Genomic DNA, 15017 nt, shown 5'->3' on the forward strand with positions numbered 1-15017 from the left:
TCTATAGCCGCGCCGCGCCGCGCGGCAAGTGCGGCCTCATTGTCCGCGCGCCGCTAAACGCCCGCTGAACGGCGAATGCTGTCGGCCGGTCTCAGCTTGTGTTAAGGTTGCTTGCGCGAGTCTCGCGCTGCAGTCTAGGTCGCGGCCGAGGCAAAGTCCGGCGCGAGGTTTGAGCTGCCAGGGTTGAAGAGGGGAGTAAGATGGCCAGCGGATCGAAGAGCGGCATGACAGCCGGTCTCTGGCTGGCCGGTGCGGTTTCGCTGCTGGCCCTGCCCAGCGCCGTGCTCGCCTTCGCCACCGATTTCGAAGCCCAGTTCGCCCCCGCCGGCGCCAGCGCGCTGCAGGGGATCGATTCCAGCGGTACGCCGCCGCGGCTGGCACGCGCGATCCCGATCCGTTCGCTGGCCAAGGGTCCGCTCTATCCGTTCACCCCGGCGGGCACGCCGAACCGGCCCGACCGCTCGGTGACCGTGGCCGTGCGCGTCGATTCGGGCGCGCCGCAGATGATCTCCGTGCGCGGCATCCGCGTTCCGCATCTGGCCGACGTCGGCACCGCCCCGCTGCGCATCGCGCCGACCGCGTTCAACCTCGGCGTGTCGCGCGGCTACCACAACTTCGCGCAAGGCCTGGTGCCGCCGACCGAAGGCCGCAAGCCAGATCTCGCCGATCTCAGCAAGTTCACCATCGCCTCGAGCGGCGGCACGGGCGCCGATCCGGCCTCGCGCCTGCGCCCCCGTATCGTCGTCGACGAGCGTCAGGCCGCCGGCCGCGCCCCGCGAACCTTCGCCGGCGACGGCGACGATCAGGTCGATGTCGGCGGCTCGTACCGCCTGACGCGCAACCTCAACGTCACCGCCGGCGTGCGCTATTCGCAGTCCGAGCGCGAGCGTCTGCATCCGCTGACCGACGGCAAGCAGGACAACCAGGCGGTCTACGTCGGCACGCAGTTCAAGTTCTGAGGCGATCGTTCACGCCATCGCCGGTTGGCGCCGGATCGGACGCAACCCGCGCCTAAATCGTCATCACGCCATCATAAATTCGACCGAATAGCGCCTTCGCGATCCGGCCTGGATTGCCTTCGGGCGGGATCCGACGCATTCCTCTTCATGAGGAGAGCGCAACAAAAGAAGGATTCAATATGGCGCGTGTGGCAGTCGTGACGGGCGGGACCCGGGGCATCGGCGAAGCGATCTCGCTGGTTCTCCAGGGACAGGGCTTCACCGTGGTCGCGAACTATGCGGGGAACGTCGAGAAGGCCAAGGCCTTCACCGATCGGACGGGAATTCCGGCGGTGCGCTGGGACGTGGGCGACCACGAGACCACCTTCCACAACTGCGTCGACATCGCCGCGCGCTTCGGGCCGATCGACGTCGTCGTGAACAACGCCGGCGTCACGCGCGACGGCGTGCTTCACAAGATGAGCTTCGACGACTGGAACGAGGTGATGCGCATCAACCTCGGCGGCTGCTTCAACATGGCCAAGGCCACTTTCCCCGGCATGCGCGACCGCGGCTGGGGCCGGATCATCAACATCGGCTCGATCAACGGCCAGGCCGGCCAGTACGGCCAGGTCAACTATGCCGCGGCCAAGTCGGGCATCCACGGCTTCACCAAGGCGCTCGCCCAGGAAGGTGCCAAGTTCGGCGTGACGGTCAACGCGATCGCGCCCGGCTACATCGACACCGACATGGTCGCCGCGGTACCCGCACCGGTGCTCGAGAAGATCGTCGCCAAGATCCCCGTCGGCCGCCTCGGCCACGCCGAGGAAATCGCCCGCGGCGTCGCCTTCCTCGCCTCGGAGGAAGCCGGCTTCGTGACCGGCTCGACGATGTCGATCAACGGCGGCCAGCACATGTATTGAACTGGTGAGCACGCCTTACCACCCGCCCGTGAAGCGATCGGTCGAGATTGCCGGTCACAAGACTTCGATCAGCCTCGAACCGCTGTTCTGGGACTTGTTGAAGCAGGCGGCGCAGGCGGAAGGCGTGCCGCTCAATGCGCTGGTGGCGCGTATCGACGTCGAGCGGATCGCGGCCGAAACGCCGCCAGGGCTCGCCAGCGCGATCCGCCTGTGGCTGGCCGATCGCCTGGCGAGTGAGGCTTAGACGTCAGTTGAAGCGGTTGGCGGCCGGCGGATCGCTGGCGGGATAGCTCTCGTCGCTAGCCTCGTCGACCTTGTCCCATTCGGGCGGATCGCTGCGCATCGAATCGGGTCCGGCGTTGCGCACCTCGACCGGCCCTGGCGTCGATTCGCCGCTGGCGAAAGCGGCGCGGCGCAGTTCCTTTTCGCGCGTGGCGTAGCGGTAGAGGCCGTAACCGACCGCACCGGCGAAAGCGATCTGAAGCAAACCCATCAGAGCAAACTCCTCGTTGTTTGCCCTTCAAACGCGCCGGCGCGGTTTTGGTTCTCGGATCAGTCGCCCCCGACGCGTTCGATCTCAGCACCGATCAGCGCCAGCTTCTCCTCGAGCCGCTCGTAGCCGCGGTCGAGGTGATAGAGCCGGTGGACCTGGGTCTCGCCCTCGGCGGCGAGACCGGCGATCACCAGGCTCATCGAGGCGCGCAGGTCGGTCGCCATGACTTCGGCGCCGGTCAGCTTGGGCACGCCGTGGACGATCGCGGTGCGGCCCGAGGTCTCGATGCGCGCGCCCATGCGGTTGAGCTCGGGCACGTGCATGTAGCGATTCTCGAAGATCGTTTCGGTCAGCACCGAAGCGCCGTCGGCGCGGCAGAGCAGCGCCATCAGCTGCGCCTGCATGTCGGTGGCGAAGCCCGGATAGGGTGCGGTCGACAGGTTGACCGCGCGCAGCGGGCCGTCGGCGGCGACATGCATGCCGCCGTCGCGCGGCTCGACGCTGACGCCGGCATCGCGCAGCGCCTGGACGGTCGCTTCCATCTCTTCGATGACGGCGCCCTTGAGCGTGACCTCGCCGCCGGTGATCGCCGCGGCGCAGGCGTAGGAGCCAGCCTCGATACGGTCGGACATCACACGATAGGTCGCGCCGTGGAGCCGGTCGACCCCGTGGATCGTCAGATCCGACGTGCCGATGCCTTCGATCTGCGCGCCCATCGCAACGAGCATGTTGCACAGGTCGACGATCTCGGGCTCGCGCGCGGCGTTGTGCAGGGTCGACTTGCCGCGTGCGGTGGCCGCGGCCATCAGCGCGTTCTCGGTCGCGCCGACCGAAACCACGGGGAACGAGTAGCGCCCGCCGGGCAGGCCGCCGTCGGGGGCGATCGCGCGGACATAGCCGGCGGCGAGCTCGATCGTCGCGCCGAGCGCTTCGAGCGCCTTGAGGTGCAAGTCGATCGGGCGGTTGCCGATGGCGCAGCCGCCCGGCAGCGACACGGTTGCCTCGCCCATGCGCGCGAGCATCGGGCCAAGCACCAGGATCGAGGCGCGCATCTTGCGCACCAGTTCGTAAGGCGCGATCGACGTGGTCATCCGCGTCGCCTGCAGGGTCATGACGCGGCCGAAGTCCTCAGGACGCGAGCCGGCGATCGTCGTCGAGACGCCGAACTGGTTCATCAGGTGCTGGAAGCCGTCGATGTCGGCGAGCCGCGGCAGGTTGCGCAGCGTCAGCGGCTCGTCGGTCAGCAGGGCACAGGGAAGCAGGGTGAGCGCGGCGTTCTTGGCGCCCGAGACGGGCAGGGTACCGGCGAGGCGATTGCCGCCACGAATGATGATCTTGTCCATCGCGTCGCCTTAGCGCGAAACGAGGCGCGGGCAAACGTGCCCGCGGCGCGAAGCGAAAAGAACCGTGCAAGGCGTCGGAATTGCTTGACGAAAGTGTGCTCGGCGCGAGAAAAGCCAGGCAATGCGCAAGGAACTGTGCGCTTCATCACACGGGTCGACGCCGTCGTCTGCAATAAGACGGTAACAACTTGAAGATGTAGCGGAGCGGCTTCGCGCAGCACCGGGGGGTGAAAACATGATGAGGGCAGCGGTACAGAACGTAGCGACCGGGCGGCGCGCCGTGGCGCCCCTGCGCGTCGTGGCGATTCTGACCTTGCTGGCAGCGCTTCTGCTGGCCTCCGCCGCCTGGGCCGGCGGCACCTTCCAGGGCGTCGCGAGCTGCGCCGGTTCGACCTGCCACGGCCGCAGCGAGGGCGACGGCAAGGTCGTCCGCCAGGATGAGCTCATGCAGTGGCAGGAGCCTTCGAGCAAAGGCGGCGCGCACAGCCGCGCCTATGCCGCACTGACCAGCCCGCGCGGCCAGAAGATCCTTTCGGCGCTGGGTCTGGGCAAGGCCGAGAGCGCCTCGGCCTGCCTTGGCTGCCATGCGACCAATCCCGGACCGGGCGAGCGCGGCGGGCGTTTCCAGCTGACCGACGGCGTCGGCTGCGAATCGTGCCACGGCGCCGCCTCGGGCTGGATCTCATCGCACTATGCCGTGCCGGCGACCCACGTCTCGAACATCGCGCAGGGCATGATCCCGCTCGAGAATCCCAAGGCGCGCGCCTCGGTCTGCCTCGATTGCCACTTCGGCAGCGCCAAGACCGGCCAGTTCGTCAGCCATTCGATGATGGCCGCGGGCCACCCGCGCGTCGCCTTCGAGCTCGACCTGTTCTCCGACCTCCAGCGCCACTGGGACGACGACGCCGACTATCGCCAGCGCAAGGGCCGCGACGATTCGGTGCGGCTCTGGGCGGTCGGCCAGGCCGAGGCCGTGCAGCGCTCGCTGTCGCTGTTCCAGCAGCCGCAGTTCGCCAGCGAGGGGATCTTCCCCGAGTTCTACTTCTACGATTGCCACTCATGCCACCGCAGCATCGACGACCAGCCGAACCGCGCGCGCACCTTCGAGACCAATCCGGGCCGCCCGATGACCTTCGGCCTGCCGCCCTACAACGACGAGAACATCATCATGCTCTCGGCCGTCGCGCAGGTGCTGGCCCCGGGCCAGGCGGGCGCCTTCGATGCTGCCAGCCGCAGCTTCCACGCGGCGATGGGCGAAGGCCGGCCGCAGGCGGTCGCCGCCGCGGGCAAGCTGCGCGCCGCCGCCGCCTCGCTGTCGAGCGCGCTGGCCGCGCGCCAGGGCAGCGCCGACAGCGCCTTCGCCGTGGTCGACGCGATCGCCGGCCGCGTGATCGCGCCGCGCTTCACCGACTATACCGGCTCGGCCCAGGCGGTGATGGCGGTCGACACCCTGCTCAACGCCATGGTCCGCCAGGGCCGCGTCACGGTCGGCGCCGCCGCCGGCATCCGCGCCAACATCAACCGCGCCTATGCCGCGGTCGCCAGCCCGACGACCTACGACCCCGCCGGCTTCCGCGCCGCGCTGGGACAGGCCGCCGGCGCCATCCGGAGCCTGCGCTGATGCGGATCTTCCGGCGCAAGACCGCGCAGGCCGCCGGCACCCTGCTGGCGACGACCTCGCTGCTGCTCGCCGCCTGCGGCGGCAGCGATAGCGGCACGCCGACCCCAGTCGCGACGCAGAGCCCCACGCCGACCCCGACCACGGGCAGCGTGTTCCAGGTGCCCGCCGCGACCAACCTGACCGTCGCCGACATCCAGAAGGTGATCGCCCAGGGCGTTGCCGAGGCCCAGGCGCAGAACTTCAAGGCCGGCTTCGTCGTGATCGACCGCGTCGGCAACGTGCTCGCGGTCTTCGCCATGACCGGCGCCGACCTGACCTTGAAGACCCCGCCCGCGCCCGATGGCAACAGCACCGACCTGCAGAACCTCAACCTGCCGGCGCCCGCCGCGCTGGCGGGCGGCATTTCCAAGGCGCTGACCTCGTCCTACTTCTCGTCGGTCGGCGGCGCCTTCTCGAGCCGCACCGCCAACGACATCGTCCAGGCCAACTTCCCGCCCTCGGCGATCACCAAAGGCTTCGAGAGCGGCGCGCTGTTCTCGGTCCAGCTGAGCCAGCTGCCCTGTTCGGACGTGTCGCGCCGCTTCCTCGGCGTCGGCGTGCCGGGCAATCTCGCGGGCACGCACCGTGGGCCGCTGGGCGTCGGCGCCGATGCCGGCGCCTTCCCGCTCTACAAGGACGGCGCCGTGGTCGGCTCGGTCGCCGTCGTGGGCGACGGCATCTACGGCTTCGACAGCGAATACCGCGAACGCGACGCCGATCTGCGCGAGGAAACCGTCGCGCTCGCCGCGACGCGCGGCTTCGAGCCCAAGGACGAGATTCGCGCCGATCGCATCTCGATCGACGGCACCCTGCTGCGCTATTCGGAAGCCACGTCGGCAGATTTCAAGAGCAGCGCCTCGTCGGTGCCCAGCTTCGCGTCGATCAACGGCGTGGTCGGCGCGCTGGTCTCGGTCCGCGGCTATTTCGACGCGGCCACCGGCATCGTCGCCGGCGCGGTCTACGGCGCCGAGGAATCGGGCGTGCGCCCGGCCAAGGCCTCGGACGGCTACAACGATCCGGACATCTGGGTGGTCAGCGACGGCCAGGGCAACACGCGCTACCTGCCCAAGGCCGGCACCGACGCCGGCTCCGTCACCCAGCCGCTGACCGCCAACGAGGTGCGCACCTTGCTGGTCGAGGCATTCAACATCCAGCGCCGCGCCCGCGCGCAGGTGCGCCGCCCGGTCGACAACCGCGCGCAGAACACGATCGTCGTGGTCGACACCAACGGCGAGGTCCTGGGCCTGGTCCGCGGTCCCGACGCGCTGGTCGACGCGATCGATGCCGTGCCGCAGAAGGCGCGCACGGCGATGTTCTTCTCGAACCCGGTCGCCGCCGCCGACCTCACCGCCAACGGCGATCCGGCCGTCGCGCCGTTCCTGGCGGCGACGCGCACCTTCCTCAACGATGCGACCGCGCTGACGGGCAAGATCGCCTTCTCGGGCCGCGCGATCGGCAACCTGTCGCGCCCCAACTTCCCCGATGGCGAGGCCGGGCGCCCGAACGGGCCTCTGTCGGTTCCCGAATCGCGCTTCTCTATCTTCTCGACGGGGCTCCAGTCGAAGCTGGTGACCCCCGACATCATCCGTCACATCGAGTGGATCCTCGGCGCACGACCGACCGACGTGCCGCAGACCTGCTCGCAGAGCCCGATCGTGCCCGCGACCGCGCGCAACCGCATCAACAACGGCATCACCCTGTTCGGCGGCGGCGTGCCGATCTACCGTGGTGGGCAGCTGATCGGCGCGATCGCCGCCTCGGGCGACGGTGACGACCAGAGCGACATGATCGCCTTCCTCGGCCTGGTGAACGCCGGGCTCAAGCTCGGCAACAGCCTCGGCCCGCCGGCCCCGGCGATCCGTTCGGATACGATCGTCGTGCCCGTGGGCAGCGGCAGCCAGCGGCTGACCTTCATCGCCTGCCCCTTCGCGCCGTTCATCGACACGCCGCAACAGAACGTCTGCGAGGGCTTCTGATGACGGCCCTGGCGCTCTCGCTGCCGCTCCTGCTGGCCCAGCCCGCCAGCGCAGCCGTCGCGAACGAGGCTCCGGCCGAGCCGGCGCCCGATGCGGCAGCGGCGCCTGCGCCGGACGCCGTACCGGCAGCGGCCGAAGCGACCGCAGCCGAGCCTAACATCATCGCGCCGCCGGGGATCGATCCCGCACCCGTCGATGTCGATTCCGGAAAGATCGAGGGCCGCCGTCGTCCCGGCCAGGACCCGCGCCTGCCCGACCGGATCACCCAGGAAAACGCGGGCGCCCTGCGCGCGCCGCCGCCCGAGGCCTTTCCCGCGGACCAGGTGCCGATCCCCGATCGCTGGCGCCTGATCCAGTCGCTGGGCGTGGTCAAGGAACGCTGGTTCGATCCCTACCACCAGAACACCTACAAGGGCGATCGGCCGATCGACCGCGAAAAGGTCAAGTGGCTGCCGATCAAGGGCGAGGATTGGTTCTTCGTCGCCAACCTGATCTCGGACACGGTGGTCGAGCCGCGCACCTTCCCGATCCCGGTGGGCATCCAGTATCCCGAGCGCCCGGGCAGCAACGACGTGTTCGGCAAGGACTCCAGCCTCGTGCTGTCGCAGACCTTCATCGGCGGCGTCGCGCTGATCAAGGGGCAGACCGCCTACAAGCCGCCCGACATCGAATACCGCGTCACCCTCGCCTACAACATGAACTACGTGCGGGTGCCCGAGCGGCGCATCCTCTACGTCGAGCCGTCGCGCGGTCGCACCCGCTTCGATGACTTCCTCGGCGTGCAGGAAGCCTTCATCGACTATCACCTGCACAACTCGTCCGACCGCTACGACTTCCACTCGATCCGCGTCGGCATCCAGCAGTTCCAGGCGGACTTCCGCGGCTTCCTGTTCAACGACAACCAGCTCGGTATCCGCCTGTTCGGCAACCGCGACAACAACCGCTTCCAATACAACCTGTCGGCCTGGTGGCGGCTCGAGAAGGACACCAATTCGGGCCTCAACGACGTGACCCAGGGCCTGCGCAAGGACTGGATCTTCCACGCCAACCTCTATCGCCAGGACTTCCCCTTCGTCGGCCTGACCAGCGAACTGTCGGCCACGGTCAACATCAACCGCGAAGGCGGCGACGTCGAGATCGACGACAACGGCTTCCCCGTGCGCCCGGCACTGATCGGCAACCTCAAGGGCCGCGACTACGACGTCGCCTATATCGGCTACGGCGTCGACGGCCGCCTCGGCCGCCTGAACCTGACCGCCTTCGGCTATGCCGCGCTCGGCGAGGACCGCAACAACGTGTTCACCGGCCGCCCGGCCGAGATCCGCGCCTGGTTCGGTGCGGCCGAGCTCAGCTACGACAAGGACTGGATGCGCTTCCGCCTGTCGGGGCTCTTTGCCAGCGGCGACGACGATCCGTTCGACGATACCGAGAAGGGCTTCGACGCGATCTTCGAGAACCCGGTCTTCGCCGGCGCCGATACCTCGTACTGGATTCGCCAGTCGGTGCCCTTCATCGGCGGCGGTCGCGCGATCAGCCTCAACGGCCGCAACGGCATTCTCAATTCGCTGCGCTCGTCGAAGGACCAGGGCCAGTCGAACTTCATCAATCCGGGCACGATGCTGCTCGGCGCCGGCGGCGATTTCGACATCACCCCGCAGCTGCGCATCTCGGCCAATGCCAACCACCTGTGGTTCGAGAACACCAAGGTGCTGTCGACCCTGCGTAGCGAGGGCTCGATCCCCAAGGCGATCGGCTGGGACCTGTCGGCCGCCGCGGTCTGGCGCCCCAAGGCGACCCAGAACCTGGTGTTCCGCCTGTCCGCCGCGACCCTGCGCCCCGGTGGCGGCTTCCGCGATCTCTTCACCAATTTCGACCGGAACCGAGCCTATTACTCGGTGCTGGCCAACGTGATCCTGAGCTACTGATGCGGCTGGTTAGACCCCTCCTTCTCCTGCTGGGCCTGCTGGTCCTGGCGATCGTTCCGGCCAGCCTGACGCGCGCGTCGGAGAGCGAAAAGCCCGTCATGCGCGACTATTCCAAGGTCCGCATGGGCCCCGCCCCGGCACAGCAGACCCCGGCCATGGTCCTCGCCAAGTCCGAGGGCTGCCTGTCGTGCCACGTCAAGACCGACGCGCCGACGATGCACGTGACCGACGCGGTCCAGCTCGGCTGCACCGACTGCCACGGCGGCGACGCGGTCAGCCGCGCCGCCTGGGGCAAGCCCGAGCTCGGCTACGAGAGCGCGTTCAACCGCGCGGCGATGGAGAAGGCGCACGTCCTGCCCAAGTATCCCGAGGGCTGGCACTATCCCTCGTCGGCCAATCCCAAGCGCTCCTACACGCTGCTCAACCGCGAGAGCCCCGAATTCGTCCGCTTCGTCAATCCCGGCGACTACCGCGTGGCGCGCGATTCCTGCGGCGCCTGCCACCTGCCGGTGATCGAGGCGGCCGAGCGCTCGCTGATGGCCACGGGCGCCATGCTGTTCGGCGGCGCGGCCTACAACAACGGCATCGTGCCGTTCAAAAGCTACATCTTCGGCGAGGCCTATACCAAGGACGGCGCCGCCGCGAAGATCGTCTCGCCGGGCAGCCCCCCGGGTACGCTGACCGAGGCGCAGAAGGCGCGCGGCGCGCTGGCAGAGCTCTATCCGCTGCCGCGCTGGAACGTGATTCCGCCGGGCGACGTGTTCCGCGTGTTCGAACGCGGCGGCCGCAACATCGCCACCCAGTTCGCCGAGGTCGGCCTGCCCAATCCCACGGGCTCGATCCAGCGCCTCGAGGAACCCGGCCGCCCCGATCTCAAGCAGTCGAGCCGCGGCCCGGGCACCGGCCTGCGCGTGTCGATCCCCGTGCTCAACATCCACAAGACGCGCCTCAACGATCCCTACACCTGGTTCATGGGCACCAACGACCAGCCCGGCGACTATCGCCATTCGGGCTGCACCAGCTGCCACGTGATCTACGCCAACGATCGCGAGCCGCGGCACAGCCTGATCTACGCCTCGCTCGGCCGCGACGGCCAGACGATCACGGTCGACCCAACGATCGCCAACAAGCTCCAGCACGACGACGGCCACGGTCATGGCGAGAAGCACGGTGGCAGCGACCACGGCGCGCTGAAGACCGGCCACGAGGGCGAGCACGGCGACGGGCATGGTGACGAGAAGGCCGCGCCCGAGAAGGAATCAGGCCACCCGCTGCAGCACGTCTTCACCCGCGCGATCCCGACCGCGCAGTGCATGAACTGCCACATGCACCAGCCGAACATCTTCCTGAACTCGTACCTCGGCTACACGATGTGGGACTACGAGTCCGACGCGCCGAAGATGTGGCCCGAGAAACAGCTCTATCCGACCGCGGCGCAGGTCCGCGAGATCAACGAGCGCAATCCCGAAGGCGCGGCGCCGCGCGGCAAGTGGGGCGACATCGACTTCCTGCGCAACGTCTACGACGTCAACGAGACCGCCAAGGACACGCAGTTCGCCGACTATCACGGCCACGGCTGGAACTTCCGCGGCATCTTCAAGCGTGACCGCGAGGGCAACCTGCTCGACGCCGAAGGCAACATGGCGACCTGGGGCACCGACACCGCGCACATCGTCGATCCCAACGATCCCGAGAAGTGGCGCAAGGCGGGCGAAGGCAAGTTCGTCGATGTCGGCGTGAACCCCGGCAAGACCGTCCACATGATGGACATCCACGCCGAAAAGGGCCTGCAGTGCGCCGACTGCCACTATGGCCAGGACAGCCACGGCAACGGCCTGATCTATGGCGAGGTCGCCAATGCCGTCGAGATCGGCTGCAAGGACTGCCACGGCACGGCCGACGAGTATCCGACCCTGCTGACCTCGGGCCCGGCCGCGCCGCCCAAGGGCACCAACCTGGCGCTGCTGCGCAATGGCGACGGCCAGCGTCGCTTCGAGTGGTCCACCGACAATTTCGGTCGCAAGGTGTTGATCCAGCGCTCGATCGTCGATCCGCGGCTCTCGTGGCAGGTCAGCCTGGTCAAGGATGCGGTCGACCCGACCTCGCCCAACTTCAATCCGAAGTCCGCGCGCGCCAAGCTGATGAGCGCGAAGGGTGCCGAAGACGGCAAGTTCGCCTTCGGCCCCGGCGTGCCGCTGTCCGAACGCGCGCACAAGACCGACGAGGTCGCCTGCTTCACCTGCCACCTGTCGTGGACCACGAGCTGCGGCGGCTGCCACCTGCCGATCGAGGCGAACTGGAAGACCACGATGCACCACTACGAGGGTGAGGAGACGCGAAACTTCGCGACCTACAACCCGCAGGTGGCACGCGACGAGATGTTCCAGCTCGGCAAGCACATGACGACCAAGGGCAACCAGACTGCGCCGATCCGTTCGACCTCGGCGCTGGTGCTGTCCTCGACCAACGTCAACCGTGAGCGCATCTACATCCAGCAGCCGCCGATCTCGGCGATCGGCTTCTCGAGCCAGGCCTTCGCGCCGCACTTCCCGCACACGGTCCGCCTCAACGAGACCAAGACCTGCACCGATTGCCACCTGTCGGACAAGGACGACAACAACGCGATCATGGCGCAGGTCATGCTGCTCGGCACCAATTTCGTGAACTTCGTCGGCATGAACGCCTGGACCGGCCTCGAAGGCGGGTTCGAGGCGGTGCGCGTCACCGAATGGGACGAGCCGCAGGCAGTGATCGGTTCCTACCTCCAGAAGTACGCCTATCCCGACTTCTACAAGCTCCACGTCGAGCAGAACGGCCGCGAGCTCAAGAACTGGACGCGCGGCAAGACCTTCGACCGCAAGCTGTCGGGCGAGACCCATGCGCTCGAGCAATTCCGCAACGTCGTCCAGGGCACGCGCGACAAGGTCGGCTGCCTGCAGATGCGCGGTGAATACATGTTCGTCGCCGAGGGCCGCGGCGGCTTCAAGGTCTACGACATCGCCTCGATCGGCAACAAGGGCTTCGCCGACTCGGTGATCTCGGCGCCGTTCTCGCCGCTCGGCCAGAAGAATTCGGTGAGCACCAAGAACGCCACCTGCATGGCGATCCCGACCAACCAGGCGATCGCGCCGACGCGCAGCACGCCCGAGCTGCGCCGGATGAACCAGGAACAGCCGTTCAGCCCGATCTACAACTACGCCTTCGTCACCGACAGCGTCGAAGGCCTGATCGCGGTCAATGTCGACACCTTCGCCGACGGCGAGTTCCGCAACAACGACCTCAAGCGCGCGCTGACCTTCAATCCCGACGGCGCGCTTACGGGCGCGCGGCACATCACCCTCGCCGGCGACTATGCCTACATCGTCACCGACAAGGCGCTGGTTACGGTCCACCTGACCAAGCCCTGGTCGCGCGAGACGCCCTGCGAGCTGACCCGCGACGAGACCTGCCTCGCGCCCGAGATCACCAGCGTCACCCCGCTCAGCGATCCGCGCGCGACGGCGGTGCAGTTCCGCTACCTGTGGGTGACCACGGCCAACGGGCTCGAACTGTTCGACGTGACCAAGCTCGCCAACCCGGTGCACCAGCCGACCGCGACGGTGCCGCTGGCCGACGCCCGCCGCGTCTATCTGGCGCGCACCTATGCCTATGTCGCGGCGAAGCGCGACGGCCTGGTGATCGTCAACATCACCCGCCCGCAGGCGCCGACGATCTACCAGAAGGTCACCTTCGACGGGCAGCTCAACGACGCCGAGGACGTGATCGTCGGTTCAACCAACGCCTCGCTGTTCGCCTATGTCGCCGACGGGCGGAACGGCCTCAAGGTGCTCCAGCTGACCTCGCCGTCGAGCCAGCCGAACTTCTACGGCTTCTCGCCCGCGCCCAAGCCCGAGCTGATCGCCTGGGCCAAGACCCCCTCGCCGGCGCTGGCGCTGTCGAAGGGGCTCGATCGTGACCGCGGCGTCGATGAGACCGGCGGCCAGATCGCCGTGTTCGGCCGCCTCGGCTCGCGGCCCTTCACCCGGCCCGAGATGGAAAAGCTGTTCATGACCGGCAAGGGCGTGCCCTTCAAGGTCACCGATGAGGTCGACATGTCGGCCTGGGTGCCCGCGGCCTACCGGAAGTAACGGCGCCAGGACCGCGCCGATGGCCAGTCAACCCGCTCCTTCGTCCGCTCTTGGGGCGCAGCCGCTGCTGTCGCCCGCGCGGCTCTGGCCGGCCGCGCTGGTGCTGGCCTTCAGCAATTTCATCGTCGTGCTCGACATGACCGTGGCCAACGTTTCGGTGCCGCACATCGCCGGCAGCCTTGGCGTGTCGCTGAACCAGGGCTCCTGGGTGATCACGTCCTATTCGGTGGCCGAGGCGGTGACCGTGCCGCTGACCGGCTGGCTCGCCGGACGCTGGGGCTCGCTGCGCATGTACCTGCTGGCGATGAGCGGCTTCGGCCTGTTCTCGCTGCTCTGCGGATCGTCGGTCACGCTCGAGATGATGGTCGTCTGCCGCGTCGCGCAGGGGCTCTGCGGCGGGCTCGTCATGCCGCTCGCGCAGACACTGCTCTTGCGGATTTTCCCCATGGAGCAGCGCCCCAAGGCCATGCTGCTCGCCGCGATGACGACGATGCTCGGCCCGGCGCTCGGCCCCAACGTCGGCGGCTTCATCAGCGACAACGCCTCGTGGCACTGGATCTTCCTGATCAACATTCCGCTGGTCATGGGCTGCGTCTTTGCCGCGCGGACGCTGTTGCCGGCGGCCGAGACGCCGACGCGCAAGCTGCCGATCGACGTTGTCGGCCTGTGCCTGATGCTGACCTGGGTCTGCAGCCTGCAGCTGATGCTCGACATCGGCCGCGAGCACGACTGGTTCGACGATCCGCTGATCGTCGCGCTGGCCTGCCTCGCCGCCGTCGGCTTCGTCGCCTTCCTGATCTGGGAGCTGACCGACGAGCATCCGGTGGTCGACCTGCGCGTGTTCCGCCACGGCGGCTTCACCTTCGGCGTCATCGCGCTGTCGCTGTGCTTCGGCGCCTATTTCGCCAGCATCGTGCTGATCCCGCAGTGGCTGCAGAGCTCGATGGGCTATCCGGCGGTGCTCGCGGGCTTCGTCACCTCGTGCACCGCCTTGGCCGCGCTGACCACCTCGCAGCTCGCGTCGAAGGCGCTGGCGCGCGGGATCGACGCACGGCTGCTGGTCTCGCTGTCGGTCGCCTGGCTCGGCTGCATGGCGCTGATGCGCGCGCACTGGACCAGCGAGAGCGATTTCTGGACGCTCGCCTCACCGCAGCTGATCCAGGGCTTCGGCATGAGCTTCTTCATGCTGCCGTTGACGACGATCTCGCTCGGTTCGGTGCCGATGGAAGAGACCGCCACGGCCGCGGGAATCCAGAACTTCGTGCGCACCCTGGCGGTGGGCGTCGCGACCGCGCTGGTGCTATCGGTCCAGGGCAATACCCAGCAGGCGGCGCGCAGCGAGATCGCCGGCAAGCTCCAGCCCGACGACACGATGCGACAGCTGTCGGGCGCCGGTTTCACCGACCAGGGGGCGATCGCCTACATATCGAACCTGGTCGATCGCGAGGCGACGACCCTGGCGGTCGACCACGTCTTCTGGATCACCGCCGCGGTGTTCTTCCTCTGCGCGGCCGTGGTCTGGCTCGCCCCCAAACCCAAGGGTTTCGGCAGCCCATCGAAGCCCTCGGCCAAGGCACATTGACGGCGCACCGCGATCGGCCCGACAGTCCGAGCAAACGCTCAATTGGGGAA

10 protein-coding genes are annotated in these 15017 nt (G+C 68.1%); 8 read left to right on the top strand and 2 right to left on the bottom strand.

Annotation, left to right across the window (positions count from 1 at the left end; translation table 11 throughout):
- Window positions 1–200: 200 nt before the first annotated feature.
- The 3 genes from OLX23_RS08100 (at window position 201) to OLX23_RS08110 (ending at window position 2105) form a co-directional block, all read left to right on the top strand.
- A complete protein-coding gene (locus tag OLX23_RS08100; RefSeq protein ID WP_264444299.1) occupies window positions 201–959 on the top strand; it encodes a hypothetical protein in 759 nt (252 codons plus the stop codon).
- Between the two features lie 179 nt (window positions 960–1138).
- On the top strand, window positions 1139–1861 hold the full coding sequence (phbB, locus tag OLX23_RS08105; protein WP_264444300.1) for an acetoacetyl-CoA reductase: 723 nt from the start codon (window positions 1139–1141) through the stop codon (window positions 1859–1861).
- 4 nt (window positions 1862–1865) lie between these two features.
- Window positions 1866–2105 (top strand): ribbon-helix-helix domain-containing protein, encoded by a 240-nt coding sequence (locus OLX23_RS08110; RefSeq protein ID WP_264444301.1) that lies wholly within the window; start codon window positions 1866–1868, stop codon window positions 2103–2105.
- Window positions 2106–2108: 3 nt separating this feature from the next.
- Here OLX23_RS08110 and OLX23_RS08115 read toward each other — a convergent pair whose 3' ends face one another.
- Window positions 2109–2354: a hypothetical protein gene (locus OLX23_RS08115; RefSeq protein WP_264444302.1), complete on the bottom strand. Its 246-nt coding sequence runs from the start codon at window positions 2352–2354 to the stop codon at window positions 2109–2111.
- A 59-nt stretch (window positions 2355–2413) separates the two neighbouring features.
- A complete protein-coding gene (gene murA / locus OLX23_RS08120) occupies window positions 2414–3697 on the bottom strand; it encodes a UDP-N-acetylglucosamine 1-carboxyvinyltransferase (protein ID WP_264444303.1) in 1284 nt (427 codons plus the stop codon).
- 280 nt (window positions 3698–3977) lie between these two features.
- On the opposite strand from murA, the gene OLX23_RS08125 reads away from it, so the two are divergent.
- Genes OLX23_RS08125 through OLX23_RS08145 form a run of 5 tightly spaced genes read left to right on the top strand, consistent with a single transcriptional unit; the run spans window position 3978 to window position 14967 of the window.
- Window positions 3978–5318, top strand: a complete 1341-nt coding sequence (locus OLX23_RS08125) for a cytochrome c family protein (RefSeq protein ID WP_264444304.1) — start codon at window positions 3978–3980, stop codon at window positions 5316–5318.
- Complete coding sequence (locus OLX23_RS08130) at window positions 5318–7333, top strand: heme-binding protein (protein ID WP_264444306.1); 2016 nt, start codon at window positions 5318–5320, stop codon at window positions 7331–7333. The genes OLX23_RS08125 and OLX23_RS08130 overlap by 1 nt, the downstream gene beginning before the upstream one ends.
- Entirely contained in the window at window positions 7333–9258 is a 1926-nt protein-coding gene (locus OLX23_RS08135) for a hypothetical protein (protein ID WP_264444308.1), read from the top strand. The genes OLX23_RS08130 and OLX23_RS08135 overlap by 1 nt, the downstream gene beginning before the upstream one ends.
- On the top strand, window positions 9258–13385 hold the full coding sequence (locus tag OLX23_RS08140) for an LVIVD repeat-containing protein (RefSeq protein ID WP_264444309.1): 4128 nt from the start codon (window positions 9258–9260) through the stop codon (window positions 13383–13385). Before OLX23_RS08135 ends, OLX23_RS08140 begins: the two co-directional genes overlap by 1 nt.
- 19 nt (window positions 13386–13404) lie before the next feature.
- Entirely contained in the window at window positions 13405–14967 is a 1563-nt protein-coding gene (locus OLX23_RS08145) for a DHA2 family efflux MFS transporter permease subunit (RefSeq protein ID WP_264444311.1), read from the top strand.
- Window positions 14968–15017: the final 50 nt, after the last annotated feature.

Source organism: Novosphingobium sp. JCM 18896, assembly GCF_025938095.1.
Taxonomy (GTDB): Bacteria; Pseudomonadota; Alphaproteobacteria; order Sphingomonadales; family Sphingomonadaceae; genus Novosphingobium.

Excerpts from the sequence above, each read along its gene's own strand:
- OLX23_RS08115 (WP_264444302.1), bottom strand. The coding sequence starts at position 2,354 with ATGGGTTTGCTTCAGATCGCTTTCGCCGGTGCGGTCGGTTACGGCCTC.
- OLX23_RS08145 (WP_264444311.1), top strand. The coding sequence starts at position 13,405 with ATGGCCAGTCAACCCGCTCCTTCGTCCGCTCTTGGGGCGCAGCCGCTG.
- murA (WP_264444303.1), bottom strand. The coding sequence starts at position 3,697 with ATGGACAAGATCATCATTCGTGGCGGCAATCGCCTCGCCGGTACCCTG.
- phbB (WP_264444300.1), top strand. The coding sequence starts at position 1,139 with ATGGCGCGTGTGGCAGTCGTGACGGGCGGGACCCGGGGCATCGGCGAA.
- OLX23_RS08130 (WP_264444306.1), top strand. The coding sequence starts at position 5,318 with ATGCGGATCTTCCGGCGCAAGACCGCGCAGGCCGCCGGCACCCTGCTG.
- OLX23_RS08140 (WP_264444309.1), top strand. The coding sequence starts at position 9,258 with ATGCGGCTGGTTAGACCCCTCCTTCTCCTGCTGGGCCTGCTGGTCCTG.
- OLX23_RS08135 (WP_264444308.1), top strand. The coding sequence starts at position 7,333 with ATGACGGCCCTGGCGCTCTCGCTGCCGCTCCTGCTGGCCCAGCCCGCC.
- OLX23_RS08100 (WP_264444299.1), top strand. The coding sequence starts at position 201 with ATGGCCAGCGGATCGAAGAGCGGCATGACAGCCGGTCTCTGGCTGGCC.